Annotated in this window: 12 protein-coding genes; all 12 read right to left on the bottom strand. The window is 65.0% G+C overall.

Annotation, left to right across the window (positions count from 1 at the left end):
- Positions 1-765 (bottom strand): hypothetical protein, encoded by a 765-nt coding sequence (locus NUV89_RS13705; protein WP_257781730.1) that lies wholly within the window; start codon positions 763-765, stop codon positions 1-3.
- Between the two features lie 61 nt (positions 766-826).
- Positions 827-1,882, bottom strand: a complete 1,056-nt coding sequence (locus tag NUV89_RS13700; protein ID WP_257781729.1) for an ABC transporter ATP-binding protein — start codon at positions 1,880-1,882, stop codon at positions 827-829.
- The gene (locus tag NUV89_RS13695) at positions 1,879-3,402 is read right to left on the bottom strand and encodes an iron ABC transporter permease (RefSeq protein WP_257781740.1); all 1,524 of its coding nucleotides are present in this window, start codon (positions 3,400-3,402) and stop codon (positions 1,879-1,881) included. The genes NUV89_RS13700 and NUV89_RS13695 overlap by 4 nt, the downstream gene beginning before the upstream one ends.
- Before the next feature lie 69 nt (positions 3,403-3,471).
- The gene (locus NUV89_RS13690; RefSeq protein WP_257781728.1) at positions 3,472-4,485 is read right to left on the bottom strand and encodes an iron ABC transporter substrate-binding protein; all 1,014 of its coding nucleotides are present in this window, start codon (positions 4,483-4,485) and stop codon (positions 3,472-3,474) included.
- 336 nt (positions 4,486-4,821) lie between these two features.
- Complete coding sequence (locus NUV89_RS13685; protein WP_257781727.1) at positions 4,822-5,118, bottom strand: DUF6124 family protein; 297 nt, start codon at positions 5,116-5,118, stop codon at positions 4,822-4,824.
- A gap of 1,098 nt (positions 5,119-6,216) precedes the next feature.
- Positions 6,217-7,548 carry a cytochrome c gene (locus tag NUV89_RS13680; RefSeq protein ID WP_257781726.1) on the bottom strand — a complete coding sequence of 444 codons (1,332 nt, stop codon included), beginning with the start codon at positions 7,546-7,548 and terminating at the stop codon, positions 6,217-6,219.
- A 16-nt stretch (positions 7,549-7,564) separates the two neighbouring features.
- Positions 7,565-9,781, bottom strand: coding sequence for a xanthine dehydrogenase family protein molybdopterin-binding subunit (locus tag NUV89_RS13675; protein ID WP_257781725.1), 2,217 nt, complete (start codon positions 9,779-9,781; stop codon positions 7,565-7,567).
- Complete coding sequence (locus tag NUV89_RS13670) at positions 9,781-10,236, bottom strand: (2Fe-2S)-binding protein (RefSeq protein ID WP_124529291.1); 456 nt, start codon at positions 10,234-10,236, stop codon at positions 9,781-9,783. The genes NUV89_RS13675 and NUV89_RS13670 overlap by 1 nt, the downstream gene beginning before the upstream one ends.
- A 154-nt stretch (positions 10,237-10,390) precedes the next feature.
- The gene (locus tag NUV89_RS13665) at positions 10,391-11,146 is read right to left on the bottom strand and encodes an ABC transporter ATP-binding protein (RefSeq protein ID WP_257781724.1); all 756 of its coding nucleotides are present in this window, start codon (positions 11,144-11,146) and stop codon (positions 10,391-10,393) included.
- Entirely contained in the window at positions 11,140-12,171 is a 1,032-nt protein-coding gene (locus NUV89_RS13660; RefSeq protein WP_017736908.1) for an iron ABC transporter permease, read from the bottom strand. The genes NUV89_RS13665 and NUV89_RS13660 overlap by 7 nt, the downstream gene beginning before the upstream one ends.
- Positions 12,168-13,301, bottom strand: coding sequence for an ABC transporter substrate-binding protein (locus tag NUV89_RS13655; protein ID WP_257781739.1), 1,134 nt, complete (start codon positions 13,299-13,301; stop codon positions 12,168-12,170). The genes NUV89_RS13660 and NUV89_RS13655 overlap by 4 nt, the downstream gene beginning before the upstream one ends.
- 20 nt (positions 13,302-13,321) lie before the next feature.
- On the bottom strand, positions 13,322-15,676 hold the full coding sequence (locus tag NUV89_RS13650; protein WP_257781723.1) for a TonB-dependent receptor: 2,355 nt from the start codon (positions 15,674-15,676) through the stop codon (positions 13,322-13,324).
- Positions 15,677-15,944: the final 268 nt, after the last annotated feature.

The following is a 15,944-nucleotide window of genomic DNA, read 5'->3' as shown; positions in this document are numbered from 1 at the left end:
TCATTGGGTAATGGCTTTGCGGTTGCCGACACTGAGTTGCGCGACGGCCACCAGCAGCACGATCACGCAGAGGAAGATCGCGCTGGTCCAGTTGGCACCCATGCCCAGGCCGCCGTAGGTCTTGGCTTGGGTCAGCAGGTCGCCAAGGGACGCGCCGAAGGGTCGGGTGAGGATGTAGGCGATCCAGAACGTCAATACCGGGTTGGCCCCAAGACGCCAGGCCAGCAGGGCGACGCCGATCAAACCGGCGAAAATCATCGCGCCCACGGTGAAGCCCAGGCCCAGCGCTTCGGTGGCCAGGTCGCCGGCCGCAGTGCCGAGGGCAAAGGTGCAGAGCACCGTGGTCCAGTAGAACCACTCACGGCGCGGGGTCACGATGGCGCGGATCGACAGGCTGCGTTCAGTGCGGTACCAGACCATGAAATTGAGGGCCAGCAGCACCGAGAAAATCGCCGTGCTGGTGTAGAGGCTGACGTCGAGTTTGTCGGTGAGGATGTCAGTGATTTGTGTCCCGACGATGCTCACCAACACCACGGTCAACCAGTAGATCCACGGCGTATAGGCCTTGGTGCGCAGTTGGCCGAACAGCGCCACGGCCAGCAGCGCGGCCATGCCCAGGCTGGTCCAGCCGGCGCCGAAGCCCGCCTCCACGGCGAGGTAGTCCGCGCCGGTTTCACCCACGGTGGTGGACAGGATCTTGATGACCCAGAAGGCCAGCGTCACCTCGGGTACTTTGTTCAGCCAACGGGCTGCTGTGGCATTCATCGGGCTTACCCCTCCTTGATCGCGCTGTGGTTGGCGCAGGAGAGAAGGTACGGCACGACACTTAGCTGGGACTGAGGGCGCGGTTTTTATTCAGGATATGCGCCAGGCCCAGGGTGGTCAGGTGCACCACGCTGCCCATCGGCGGCGCTTGCAGGCCGGAGCTGCGCACCAGGATCGCGTGGCCGTTGCCGTGCAGCTTCACGGTCAGCGTGCAGGTATTGCCGCCGAACTCGCGCTCGGTGACCACGCCTGGGCAGCCGGTAAGGTCGCTGGTGCTCAGTTGCAGTTGCTCCGGGCGCAGCATGATGCGCGTGGCTTCGTGGTCGAGCTTGCTGTCCACCGCGACGCGCCCGAGGTCGCAGTGGGCCCAACCGGCTTCGACGCGGGCGGGCATGACCACGGCCTCGCCGAGAAACAACGCGGTCTGTTCGTCGACCGGGTATTGGTACAGGTCCATCGGATGGCCCGACTGCACCAGCCGGCCCTGGCGCATCACCGCCAATTGATCGGCGAACGACAGCGCTTCGCTTTGATCGTGGGTCACCAGGATGGTGGTGATGCCCGCATCGCTGAGCAGCCGCGCGACCATCTTGCGCATCGCCGAGCGCAGCCCGGTGTCCAGGGCGGAAAACGGCTCATCCAGCAACATCAGCCGTGGCTGTTGCGCCAGGGCGCGGGCCAGTGCCACGCGTTGCTGCTGGCCGCCGGAGAGTTCGTGGGGCCAGCGCCGCGCCATGTTGGCGTCGAGGGCCACGCTGTCCATCAACTCGGCGATGCGTTCGCGCCGTGCCTCGCCCTGGCTCGCCAGGCCAAAGCCGATATTGTCGGCCACCGTCATGTGGGGAAACAGCGCGCCATCTTGCGGCACGTAGCCGATCTGGCGCTGGTGGGCGGGCACGGCGTGGGTGTTGTCCACCAGGGTCTGGCCGTTCAGCGTGAGGCTGCCGGTATCGGGAAATTCAAAGCCGGCGATCATGCGCAGCAAGGTGGTCTTGCCCGAGCCGGACGGCCCGACGATCACCGTGCGGCTGCCCGTGGGCACCGACAAGCTGACGTCCGCCAGGGCGCGCTGGGCGCCGAAGGATTTGCAGAGTGCGTTCAGTTCGAGGGCGTTCATCGGCCTGCCGTGCGTTTGGATTGGTGGTAGAGAAGGCCGGTCAACGGCAGTGACAGCAGGATCATGATGAGCGCGTAGGGCGCGGCGGCGGCGTAGTCGATCTCGCTGGTCATCGCCCAGAACCCGGTGGCCAGGGTGCGCGTGCCGTTGGGCGCCAGCAGCAGGGTGGCGGTCAACTCGTTGGTGATCGCCAGGAACACCAGCGCCGCCCCCGCTGCGGCAGACGGCGCGGCCAGGCGCATGGTAATCAGCCATAACGCACGGCCCGGCGAACGGCCGAGGCTGCGCGCCATGTTTTCCAGCTCCACTGGCGCCTGGGCGATGCCGGCGCGCAGGCTCACCAGCGCCCGGGGCAGGAACATCAGCAGGTAAGCGAGCAGCACGGTGAGGGTGGTCTGGTAGATCGGCCGGGCGAAGTGGATGGTCACCGTGACCAGGGCCAGCGCCACGACAATGCCGGGCAACGAGCTGGTGATGTAGTTGCAGCCTTCGAGGATGCGCTGCAAACGCCCCGGCGCGCGGATCGACAACCAGGCAATCGGCACCGCCGCGCAGGTGGTCAACAGCGCGCCGGCAATGCCCAGTTGCACGGTTTGCTGCAACGCCGGTAACAGCTCGCCGAACTGCCAGACTTCGCTGCCACCGGCGATTAGCCATTTGCCCAGCGTGACCAGTGGCACGCCCAGGGCCAGCGCGCAGGTCGCGGCTTGCAGGCCGAGGGCGAGCAGGGTGGTGCGGGTGTCCAGTTCGACGGTGCGTTGCTCGCGGGCGCTGCCGGAACCGACCCGCGCATAACGCGCATGACCGCGTGCGGCGGATTCGACGGTGAGCATCGCCAGGCAACACAGGGCCAAGACCGCCGCGAGCATATTCGCCGCCGGGCCGTTAAAGGTGGACTTGAATTGGTCGAAGATCGCCGTGGTGAACGTATCAAAACGGATCATCGCGTACAGGCCATATTCGGCCAGCAAATGCAGGCCCACCAGCAGCGCGCCGCCGCAGATCGCCAGGCGCAGTTGCGGCAACACCACCCGGAAAAACACCGCCCAGGGCTTGAGGCCCAGGGACTCGGCCACGTCTTCAATCGCCGGGTCCAGCCGACGCAAGGTCGCCGCCACCGGCAGGTATAGAAACGGGAAATAAGCAATCACCGACACCAGCACACCGGCCGGCAAACCATGGATCGACGGCACCAGGCTGACCCACGCATAGCTGTGCACAAACGCCGGTACCGCCAGCGGCGCCACCGCCAACAACGCCCACACGCGGCGGCCCGGCAGGTTGCTGCGTTCGGTCAGCCAGGCGAGGGCGACGCCCAGCGCGATGCACAAGGGCAGGGTGAGCAGCACCAGCAGCACGGTGTTGACCAGCAATTCGCCGACGCGCGGGCGCCACACCAACGCTTCGATCTGCGCCCAGCCGATCTGCCACGACACGCCGATCACAAAGGCAATCGGCAGCAGCGCCAACAGCGAAACCAGCACCGACAGGCTGGTGACCCACCTGCCGCCACGGCCCATGAACAGGCCGTGGCTGCGTTTGCGTGGCGCCGCGCGGGCGACGCCTGGGAGTGACGTTTCAGGCAACAATCAGAGCAGTCCGGCCTGGGTCATCAACTCCACCGCCTTTTTGCTGTTGAGCTTGGACGCATCCACCTCTGGCGCGTCCAGCTGCGCCAGCGGCACCAGCTTGGGGTTGGACTGGGCATTCTGGCCGACGGCGTATTCGAACGAATTGCCGTCCTTGAGGATCGCCTGGCCGTCTTTGCCGGTGATCCACTTCACGAAGGCCTGGGCCTGTTCCTGATGTTTGCTGGAGGCCAGCACCCCGGCGCCGGAAATGCTCACAAACGCGCCCGGGTCCTGGTGTTTGAAGTAATGCAGCTGGGTGTTCTTGCTGTTTTCGCCGGTCTTGGATTGATCGACAAAGCTGTAGTAGTGATAGATCACACCGCTGTCCACCTGGCCGGCGTTGACCGCCTTGAGCACGGCGCTGTTACCACGGTAGATGCTCGCGTTGGCCTTCATCGCCTTGAGCCAGTCGAGAGTGGCGGCTTCGCCTTTGAGCGCCAGCACCGCGGCGACGATGGCCTGGAAGTCGGCGCCTGCTGGCGAGGCGGCCCAGCGGCCTTTCCAGTCAGGGGAGGCGAGGTCCAGCAGCGACTTGGGCAAGTCGGCTTCCTTGAGCTTGCTTGGGTTGTACACAAACACCGTGGAGCGCGCGGCAATCCCCAACCATTTACCGTGGGCCGGGCGGTAGGCAGCGTCCACTTGTTCCAGGGTGGCGGGCGCCACGGGCGCGAACAGCCCGGCGTTGTCCACCAGCACCATGGCCGGCGAGTTCTCGGTGAGGAACACATCGGCGGGAGAGGCCGCGCCTTCCTGCACGATCTGGTTGCCCATCTCGGTGTCGTCGCCGTTGCGGATCGTCACCGGAATCCCGGTCTCCTGGGTAAACCCCTCGACCCACGCCTTGGTGAGGCTCTCGTGCTGGGCGTTGTACACCACGATGCCCACCGAATCGGCGGCATAGACATGCCCGGCGCTGAGCAAGGCACTGGCGAGCAGGGCTGTTTTGAGGAAGGACGGAAGACGAGTGGTCATGCGGTGAGCGCTCCGGGTTTTTATGGCTGCACGGGAAGTCCGCTGGTGGTCGATTGAGACTAGACCAATAGGAATCATTTGCATGTTTGGGCGCGGCGAATGTAGAGCGAGGAATGAGAAAAAAACGTCAAAGAAACGGTTAACAAATGTGATGGGGGCTATCAGACACAGCCGATCCCAAAGGGGATGGCTGGTGTGCCTATTTTTTGAGCCAGACGCAATTCAAATGTGGGAGCTGGCTTGCCTGCGATAGCTGTGGATCAGCCAGCATTTTAGGCGACTGATACACCGCTATCGCAGCGATGCGGCGACCCGACAAGCCCGCTCCCACATTTTTTAACCGTGTTTCAGGCAATTGATCGAGCGATCCACCGTGGTCTTGGCGATTTCCAGCAAATGCCACACCGCCAGGATCTTCGCCCGCTCGGGGCTTTCCAGTTGCTCACCACAATCCAGCGCAGTGGCCGACGCGCTGTCGAGCAAGCTGGCGGTGTAGAGCAGGGCATCTTCGAAGCTCAGGTCTTCGTTGACCGAGTGGAAACCTTGGGTGGGCAGGTAATGATCGATGGCGCGGTTGAAGGCGGCGCGGTCTTTGGCGGGGTCGAAGGGTGGATCGGGGACAACTTTGTTCATCGTGTATCTCCAACTGGTAGGTAAGGAGCCGATCCCTTCGCGACTAAACGAGGGTGGCGGCTGTACGCAGGTTAGTCGACCGGCCAGTTGGCTCCGGCGCACCCGAAGGTGCCCTGCGCACAGCCACCATGAACACGGTGACAGCTTGCGCACAACTGGACGTCGGGCGACTAAACCCGATCACTGAATGAGCAGTGACGGACCGCAGACTAGCCATCGATTCCAGCAGGCACAAGGCGGCAGGGATTGTCTAGGAAACGTCCTGCAATTTAAAGCGACACGGCTTGCTGGCCCTTTACAAACCATGACAAAACGCCAGCAACCCAGCGAAGCAACCTGATACATGGAGATCCAAATGTGGGAGCTGGCTTGCCTGCGAAAGCGGTGGGTCAGCTAGCATTTGTACCGCCTGACACACCGCTTTCGCGAGCAAGCCCGCTCCCACAGGGGATTAGAGGTGTGCCTATTTTTTTGAGCCAGGCACAAATTCAAATGTGGGAGCTGGCTTGCCTGCGATTGCGGTGGATCAGCTGGCATTTCTGGCGACTGACACGTCGCCATCGCGGGCAAGCCCGCTCCCACAGGAGATTAGAGGCGTGCCTATTTTTTGAGCCAGGCGCAATTCAAATGTGGGAGCTGGCTTGCCTGCGAAAACGGTGGTTTGGCTGGTATTTTTGGCGACTGGCACACCGCCATCGCGGGCAAGCCCGCTCCCACAGGGGATTGCTGGTGTACCTATTTTTTGAGCCCGGCGCAAATTCAAATGTGGGAGCTGGCTTGCCTGCGATAGCGGTGGTTCGGCTGGCATTTTTGGCGACTGACACGCCGCCATCGCGGGCAAGCCGGCTCCCACAGGGGATGGCTGGTGTGCTTATTTTTTGAGCCCGCCGCAATCCAAATGTGGGAGCTGTCGAGCTTTAGCGAGGCTGCGAAGGCGGCGGCACTGCTGGCGTAGATGTTGCCCGGCTCCAGTCGATCGTTCCCACGCTCTGCGTGGGAATGCATCCCCGGACGCTCTGCGTCCGTTCTGAAGGCGTGACGCAGAGAGTCACCGGCGGCATTCCCACGCAGAGCGTGGGAACGATCATCTGGCCAGTGTCAGCGCATATGCAAAATGATCGGGCTGCTACTCGCCGGATCGGTATGCCCGCGCAACTTGCCCACCGCCTGCGCATCCACCGCGCCGCCATTATTGCCCCAGGTACTGCGCACGTAGCTGAGGACATCGGCAATTTCCTGGTCCGACAGTTGCTCACGAAACGCCGGCATGCGATAGGCGTCCGGCACACCCGCCGCCACCACCCGTTGCGAGCCGTTGAGGGTGATGTTGATCGCCGAGGCGCTTTCCTTGGCGAGGGCCGAGGTGGCGCCGGCCAGGGGTGGCATCCACTCGGGTTGGCCCTTGCCGTCCAGGCCATGGCAGGCGGCGCAGCGGGTGGCGTAGGTGTGGGCGCCCGGGCCGGTGCTGGCGGTGGCTGCCTGGTATTGCCATGGCGTGCCGTCACGCTGGGGGTCGCCGGGCAGGGACTTGAGGTAGCGGGCGATGGCGCCGAGGTCGTCGTCCTGCATGAACTGGGTGGAGTTGTTGAACGCTTCGGTCATCGAGCCGTAGACCACCGCGTGGGCGTTGCGCCCGGTCTTGAGGAATTGCACGATCTGCGGCTCGCTCCAGCGCCCCAACCCGGTGTTGGGGTCTTGGCGCAGGCTCGGTGCGTACCAGCCGTCGAGCAGGGCGCCGGCGAGGAACGGCGCGCCGGATTCGTCCAGCGCCTTCTCGTTGAACGCCAGCCCGCGCGGCGTGTGGCAACTGCCGCAGTGGCCGGGGCCTTGCACGATATAGGCGCCACGGTTCCACAGGGCGTCCTGTTCCGGCTTGGCCGCGTAGGGCGTGCTCGGGGCAAATACGCCGTTCCACAACGCGATGGGCCAGCGCAGGTTGAGCGGCCAGGGAATGTCGCTGGGGATATTCGGCTCGCTAGCCGGTTGCACGCCTTTCATGAAGAACGCGTACAGCGCGCGGATGTCATCGTCGCTGAGCTTCACATAAGACGGGTAGGGCATCGCCGGATACAGCCGGCGCCCGTCCGGCGTCACGCCATGGCGCACCGCACGGTCGAAGTCGGCCAGCGAGTAGTTGCCGATGCCGTGTTCGCGGTCCGGGGTGATATTGGTGGCGTGGATCGCCCCCAACGGCGTGGCCATCTCCAGGCCGCCGGCAAACGGCGTCTTGCCCGGCAGGCTGTGGCAGGCCACGCAGTCACTGAGCCGGGCGACGTACTCGCCGCGGCTGACCAATGCGGCGTCAGCACTTTGCGTTTGTTCAAAGGGCGAAGCGGGCAGTCGGGTGACATACCAAGCCAGCACCCCAGCGGCGACCAGGCAGGGCAGCACCAGCCAGCCTGCGGTTCTTGCGAATCGACGGTTGTTCATCGGCATTTCCTGGCGGTTAGCTGAAGGTGTGACGGCTCATGGGCAGGCTGCGGATGCGCTGGCCGGTCAACTGCGCCACCGCATTGGCCACGGCCGGCGCGACGGCGGGCAGCGGCGGTTCGCCGATGCCACCCATCTTTTCGCCACTCTCGACAATCCGCACATGCACCCGCGCCATCCGCGACGGCGGCAGGATCGGGTACAGGTCGTAGTTGCGCGCCCGTGGCTTGCCGTCGATAAACACCGCTTCCTCCAGCAGCGTCTGCGACAAGCCCAGCGCCACCGCGCCATTCACCTGGGCTTCGACAATCGCCGGGTTGACGATGCTGCCCGGGTCAATCGCTTCCCAGATGTCATGCACCTTGACCTGGCCGTGTTCAATCGACACTTCGGCGATCACCGCCGCGTGGGAGCCGAACGGCGACGCCATGGCCACGCCCCGCGCCCGGCGGCTGCCGTCTGCGGCGGTGAACGGCCCGCGTTTCCAGCCCCCGGACAACTCGCCCACCGCTTGCAGCAGGGTGGTCAACCGTGGGTTGTCGCGCAACAGGTGCAGGCGCAGTTCATAGGGATCGTGGCCGCCCTTGTCCGCCAGTTCATCGAGAAAGGCTTCATAGAAGAAGTCATTCAGCGAATTGCCCACCGAACGCCAGTAACCGAGCATCGCCGGGCCCTTGACGTAGATCTGCGCGATGCGTTTGTTGGGGATGGCATACGACTTGCCCGACAACCCTTCCAGCGCCGTGGGGTCGAGTTTATCGCCCTGTTTGCCGGCGATCGCTTCGGTGGGGCCTTCGGTGGCGCTTACCGCCTCGATGGCGACGGGAAAGCCTTTGTCATCCAGCGCGGCGCGGAACTTGACCACCGCCACCGGGCGCAGCACATCCCGCAGGAACTCTTCTTCGCGGCTCCAGATCAGCTTGATCGGGCGGCCGACGGCCTTGGCCAGCGCAATCGCCTGGGGATAGGGGCTGGCCGAGTCATACAGGAAGTGCCGGCCGAAAAAACCGCCGAGCAACGGCGAGTGCAGGTTGACCTGCGCCGGGTCGAGGCCGGCGCGCTTGGCGATGTCGGCGCGGAACATGTCCGGCGCCTGGTTGGGCAGCCAGATGTCCAGCGTGCCGTCGGCGTTGAAGCGGGCGAGGGCGGACGGCGGTTCCAACTGGGCGTGGTTGACGTACTGGTTGTGGTAGGTGGCCTCGACGCTGGTCTTGGCGCCTTTCAGCGCGGCGGCGACATCGCCTTCGTTTTCATCGTCACGGGCCGGGCCTTGCTGGGCGGCGAGCACGTCGCGCCAGCCATCGCTGGAAAAGTCAGCGGGCATCACCCGCACCTTGGCGTCGGGCCCGGCTTCCTGCCAATCGACCTGGATCGCCTCCACCGCACGCTTGGCGTGCCACCAACGTTCGGCCACCACCGCCACGGCGCCGGGCAGTTGGTGCACCGAATGCACACCTTTCATGCCTTCGACCTGCGTCTGGTTGCGCAGGCTGCCGACGGTCATGCCCAGGCGCGGCGCGTGCTGCACGGCGGCGTGGAGCATGCCGTCGACCTTCAAGTCGATGCTGTACTGCGCCTTGCCGGTGGATTTGTCGTAGGCATCGACGCGGCGCACCGGCTTGCCGATCCAGCGGAACTGGCTCGGGTCACGCAGGGTGATGGTGGCCGGGTCCGGCACCGGCATGTCCAGGGCGCGCCCGGCCAACTCGCCGTAGCCCAGGGAACGCCCGGACGCGGCGTGTACCACGCGGCCGGGTTGGGTGCTCAGTTCGGCCAGCGGCACGTTCAATTGCTCGGCGCCGGCCTGCAACAACATGGCCCGCGCCAATGCCCCGAGGCGACGCATGGTCGGGTAGCTCATGCGCACCGACATGCTGCCGCCGGTGATGCGCATGCCGTTTTCCATCACCACATACGCTTCGCCAGGTGGCGCGGCTTCGACAGTGAACGTGGCGGGGTCGGCGTCCAGTTCTTCGCCGACAATCTGCGCCATCGCCGTATGCGTGCCTTGCCCGCCTTCCATAAAGGGGCTGAGCAAGCGCACGCTGCCGTTCGGGCGAATCTCCAGGAATGCCGGCACCTGGGTGCCACGCTCGGCAGTGGCGGCCTGCACCCTGGACGAACCCAGCGGCAAACCGAAGCCGATCACCAGCGCTCCCACCGCTGTACTCGCAAGGAAATGCCGGCGCGACAGGTTCACCGGGCCATCGAATAAGTCATCGCGCGCTTTCATCAGGCGTTCTCCTGCTTGGCCAGGTCGTTGACCGCCGCATGAATCGCGTTGTACGTGCCGCAACGACACAGGTTGACCATCGCCGCGTCGATCTGCTCAGCGCTGGGCTTGGGGGTGTGCTTGAGCAGCGCCGTGGCCGCCATCACTTGCCCGGACTGGCAATACCCGCATTGCGCCACCTGATGCTCGACCCAGGCCGCGACCACGTGCTTGCCCACCGCATCGGCTTCAATCGCCTCGATGGTGGTGATCTCGCGCCCGACCACGCCGGCCACCGGGGTCACGCAACTGCGCACCACGTTGCCGTCCACCAGCACCGAGCAGGCGCCGCACTGGGCCAGGCCGCAGCCGTATTTGGTGCCGGTCAGGCCGAGGTCATCGCGGATGACCCACAGCAACGGGGTATCGGCATCAGCATCGACCTGATAGGTCGTCTGGTTGATTCGTAATTCCATGGCTCACCTGCTGATCGACGGTAGGTGCGGCCTTTATTGAGTAGGAAATGCGCTGGCCGCTTAGTGTCGAACTTTAGACCACCGCGCAAGGGCCATGTGGCCGGCTGTCGTCAAGTCCGCAGGATCAGGCAAGGATTCGCGAGGAATGGGTCAGTCAGACAATATCGTCGATGAGGATATGGTGCTGGCCCCGGCTGCACCGCTCGATGCGTGCCTCGACCTTGTACACCGCGCGCAACATCGCTTCGTTGATGACCTCATGGCTCGGCCCGCTGCCCTGGGCCGTGCCGTCGGCAATCACCAGCACCTGGTCGGCGAAGCGCAGGGCCTGGTTGAGGTCGTGCAGGGCGATAAACACGATGACCTGGCGCTGGCGGGCGAGGGCGCGCATAAAGTTCAGCACCTGGACCTGGCGGTGCATGTCGAGGGCGCTGGTGGGTTCGTCCATCAGCAGCACCTCGGGCTCGCGCACCAGGGTCTGGGCGATGGACACCAACTGTTGCTGGCCGCCGCTGAGTTCGCCGAGGTTGCGAAACGACAGGTCGCGGATGCCGAGGGCGTCGAGCATCTCATCCACCAACTGCAGTTCGTCATCGTGCACCGTCCAACCCGGTGCGAGCTGCTTGCGCGCCAGCAGCACCGATTCGTACACCGTCAGCCGGGCGCTGGCGTTGAGGCCCTGGGGCATGTAGCTGATGCCTTGAGCACCCTTGGTCGAGCCTTGCAGGCTCACGTTACCCGGCCCGTCGATCAGCCCGGCGATGCGCTTGAATAGGGTGGATTTGCCTGCGGCATTGGGGCCGACCACGGCGACCACCTCGCCGCCGACAAACCGCGCGGTGCTGACGCCGCGGATGATGGTGCGCGGCCCGTAGCAGGCGCCCACGTCGTGCAGCTGGAGACTTACCATGAGTTTTTCTTCCCGCTGAGGATCAGGGAGATAAAGAACGGCACGCCGATCAGCGAGGTGACCACGCCAATCGGGAAGATCGCGCCGGGGATCAGGGTTTTGCTCACCACCGAACTGGCCGACAGGATCAGCGCACCGGTCAGCAGCGAGGCGGGCAGGAAGAAACGTTGGTCTTCGCCGATCAGCATGCGCGCGATGTGCGGGCCCACCAGGCCGATAAAGCCGATGGTGCCGACAAACGCCACCGGGAACGAGGCGAGCAGGCTGACCATGATGAGCGTCTGGAAGCGCAGGCTGCGCACGTTGATGCCGAAGCTGGCGGCCTTGTCATCGCCCAGGCGCAGGGCGGTCAGGGCCCAGGCGCGTTTGGCGAAGATCGGCAGGGTGATGAGGATCACCAGGCAGATCACCCCCAGTTTGGGCCAGGTGGCCTTGGTCAGGCTGCCCATGGTCCAGAACACCACGGCCGCCACCGCTTGCTCGGTGGCAAAGAACTGCACCAGCGCCAGCAGCGCGTTAAAGGTGAACACCAGGGCGATGCCCAGCAGCACGATGGTTTCGGCGGTCACGCCACGGCGCAGGCTGAGGAAGTGGATCAGCAAGGCGCAGAGCATGGCCATGATGAACGCGTTGAGCGGCACCATGTATTGCGCCGCCAGCGGAAACAGCGCCACGCCAAACGCCAGGCCCATGGCCGCGCCGAAGCTGGCGGCGGCGGATAGGCCCAGGGTAAAGGGGCTGGCCAGCGGGTTGTTGAGGATGGTCTGCATCTGCGCCCCGGCCAGGGACAACGCGGCGCCCACCGCCACGGCCATCAAGGCCACGGGCAGGCGGATGTCCCACATCACCACGCGCACTTGCGGGGCTGCGCTGTCTGGCGAGAGCAGGGCGCCGAGCACTTCGCTGAGGCTGTAGCGCGCCGGGCCCAGGGCCAGGTCGAGCAGCACGCTGCCCAGCAACAACACGGCCAGGGCGCAGAGGATCAGGCGTTTGCGCAGGACCAGGCGGCGGTAGGTGACGGTCATGGCTTGAGGCTCACAGAGTAGCCCGGCTCATACGGCACCGGCAGGAAGCGCTCGTGCAGTTCGCGAAAGGACGCCTCGGGGTCGAGGTCGGCAAACAGCGTCGGGTGAAACCACTTGGCCAATTGCTGGATCGCCACGAACTGGTACGGGCTGTTGTAGAACTGGTGCCAGATGGCGTGGAAGGCCTGGTTTTGCTGGGCCTGGATGCCGGCATAGGCCGGGCGCGCGGTGTACCACGCCAGTTTGCGCCGGGCCTCGGCCATGTCGGCGCCGGGGCCGACACCGACCCAATGCCCACCCGGCGCGAACGCCTCCCAGTTGGCGCTGGTCACCACCACCTGCGCCGGGTTGGCGACGATCACCTGCTCGGGGTTCAACTGGCCGAACGTCGTGGGGATGATGCCCTTGGCGATGTTATTGCCACCGGCCAGTTCGACGAACAGGCCGAAGTTTTCATTGCCGAAACTCAGGCAGCAATCGTCGGTATAGCCGCCGATGCGTTCGATAAACACCGCCGGGCGCGTGGGCTGTTGCGCCGCGATCACGTCGGTGACGCGGCGGATCTGCCGGTTGCGAAACGCAATAAACGCCTCGGCCTGTGGCTCCTTACCGAACAGTTGGCCGAACAGGCGCATGGTCGGCTCGGTGTTGGTCATGGGCTGGTTGCGAAAATCCACATACACCACCGGGATGCCCAGGGCGTCGAGTTTCTCGATATAGCGCGCATCCTCGGTGGCGTGTTGCGCCTCGATATTCAGGATAATCACGTCGGGGCGCTGGGAGATGGCTTGTTCGATGTCGAAGGTGCCGTCTTCAAAGCCGCCAAAGGTGGGGATCCTGGCGATGGCGGGAAATGTGCGCAGGTAGGCGTTGTAGGTGTCCGGGTCGGACTGGATCAGGTCCTTGCGCCAGCCGACGATGCGTTCGATGGGGTTGTGCGTGTCCAGCGCGGCCACCAGGTACAGCTGGCGGCCCTCGCCGAGAATCACCCGCTGCACCGGCAGGTTGACCTTGACCTGGCGCCCGAGCAGGTCGGTGACCGTGGTGGGCGCAGCAACCGCCGGCAGTGCCAGCCACCCGGTGAACAACAGCGCCGCCAGGACGTGGCCGCGTCGAACAATCGAAAGCATCATGGGAGCCCTTGCAGGTATCAGAAATCGACCGTGGCCGAGAGGAGGAGGGTGCGTGGCGACGCCTGGGAGAACGCACCGTAGGAGGCCACGCCGGACCAGTATTGGCGGTCGAACAGGTTCTGCACCGTGGCGCGGAACGTGGTCGGCCGCTCGGCGATGCGCGTGCTGTAGCGCGCGCCGACATCGATGCGGGTCCAGGGATCGAGGCGTTGGGTGTTGGCCTGGTCGACGTACTGGCTGCCGGTGTAGATCGCGCCGCTGGTTAACGTCAGGCCCTCGACCCACGGCGTGTCCCATTCGCCCCACAGGTTGGCTTGCACCTCGGGTACGCCCACCGGGGCGTTGCCACGGTTGGCGGCAATGCCGGTCTGGGTCAGCTGCGCATCCAGCAGGGTCACGCCGGCGAGCAGGCGCGTGCCGGGGGCGACTTCGCCAAACAGGTTCAATTCCAGGCCACGGTTGCGCTGTTCGCCCTGCACCGAGAAGCGCCCGCCGGCCAGTTCACCGCTGGGCTTTTCGATCTGGAACAGGGCCAGGGTGGACATGAAGGTGCCGTAGTCGAGCTTGACCCCCACTTCATGCTGCCTGGACACGTACGGCGCAAAGATCTCCCCGGCGTTCGCCGCGTTGGACGGCGCCACGTCGCCCTTGCTCAGGCCTTCGAGGTAGTTGTAGTAGAACGCCACGTGCTGCCACGGCTTGAGCACCACGCCGAACAGCGGCGTGGTCTTGCCGTCGTCGTAGGCCGTGGTCACCGCGCCGGCGCTGTTGTAGTTGTTCGACTGGATGCGCTGCTGGCGCAGGCCCACGGTGACCTGCACGCGCTGGTCGAGCACGGACAGGGTGTCGGCGATGGCCACGCCGGACAACTCGGTGGCGGAGACTTTCGGCGCCTCCGGCTTGGCAATCGACGGCTTGGGGCGATCGATGGGGTGGTAGATATTCGACAGCACCGAATCGCCGGAAATAATCCCCCGCGACAGCTCATCGCGATAGCGGCTGGCCTGCACCACGCTGCTGTGGCTGATCGGCCCGGTGTCGAAACGCACGCGGGCGCCGGCGTCGACGGTGTAGCGCTGCACTTCGAAGCGGTAATAGCCCGGCGTCGAATCGGTGTCGCCGGCGGCGTTGATGATCTTCGGGGTCTGGTCGGACATACGCGCCACCGCCGATTTGCCGCCGCCGGCGTGGGCGAACAGGGTCAGGCTGTCGCTGAGGTCATATTCGCCGCTGAGCAACGCGGATTTGTCGCGGGTGCGCGACCAGCCCCAGTCCTGGCTGACGTTGGTGCGGCCGTTCGCGGCGTCGGGAATGCTGACGCCGGGGGCGATCAGGAACGGGCGTGACGCGGCGTCGAATTCCTCTTCCTGGGAGATCAGGTCCAGGCTGGTGCGCAGGCGCTCGCCCTGATAGTCCAGGGACAGTGCGCCAATCCCGACTTCACGGGATTGCGCGTCGATCACCGTGTTGCCTTGTTGCACGCCGCCATTGAGGCGCAGGCCGAAACGGCGCTCGTCGCCAAAGCGGCGGCTGATGTCGATGCGGTTGCCGACGTGCGCATCCTGGGCATAGCTGGCGGTGTAGCGGGTGAGGTCTTCGTCGAGGGAGCGCTTGGGCACCACGTTGATTACGCCACCCACCGCGCTGTTGGGCGACATGCCATAGAGCAGCGCGCCCGGGCCCTTGACCACTTCGATGCGCTCGGCGTACTCGGTGAAAACGCGATAGTTGGACGCCACGCCGTAGACGCCATCGAAGGCCAACTCGCCGAGGTTGCCTTCGCCGACCGGGAAGCCACGGATGAAAAACGAATCGACAATGCCGCCGGTCTGCCCGGTGGAACGCACCGAGGAATCACGCTCCAGCAGGTCGCCGACGGTGGTTGCCTGTTGGTCCTTGATTAACGCGGCGGTGTAGGTGCTGACGCTGAACGGGGCGTCCATCACGTCGCTGTTGCCGAGCATGCCGAGGCGCCCGCCGACGGCGACCTGGCCGCCCGAATACGCCGGTGGCAGGCTGTCGGCGCGTTGCTCGGTGGCGCTGACGGTGGTTTGTGACAGGGTGACGCGGCGCTGTACCAGGGTGTAGCTGCCGTCTTCGCGCAAGACCATTTCCAGGCCGCTGCCGGCGAGCAGGCGGGTGACGGCTTCTTCGGTCGAGTAGGTGCCGGACAGGCCGGGGCTGGTGAGGCCTTCGGTGAGGGCGGGGAGGAACGACAGGGCGATGCCGGCGTCCACGGCGAAGCTCGACAGCGTGGCGCCGAGGGGGCCGGGGGTGATTTGGTAGGTGTGCAGGGTGACAGCGTCCAACTGCGCGGCCATGGTGGCGCTGGTGAGGGCCAGGCTGAGCAGTGCGCTGCGGATCACTAGCATGGGTGGGGGGCCTGTGGGGTGGGGTTGATGTGTTTGCCAGTTGAGATTGGGAAAAGTATCAGCGTGTTTTGGGTTTATTTTTGGTGTACATATCCGTTGCTGCGGTAACGGCTGCCTATGGTTCCGCTCTTACAGCGGGTCACTTTTTGAAGAGCGCAAAAAGTAACCAAAAACGCTTCGCCCCAACACTCGGTGCCTCGCCTAGGCTCGGCATGCCCTCACTCCGGCTTGAATCCGTGGGCCGCCGCCACGCGCCATCCATGGCGCG

The sequence above is a fragment of the Pseudomonas sp. 18.1.10 genome, assembly GCF_024655625.1.
Lineage (GTDB): Bacteria > Pseudomonadota > Gammaproteobacteria > Pseudomonadales > Pseudomonadaceae > Aquipseudomonas.
The sequence above is the reverse complement of the archived record's forward strand: the minus strand, read 5'-3'. Positions and strand labels throughout refer to the sequence as shown.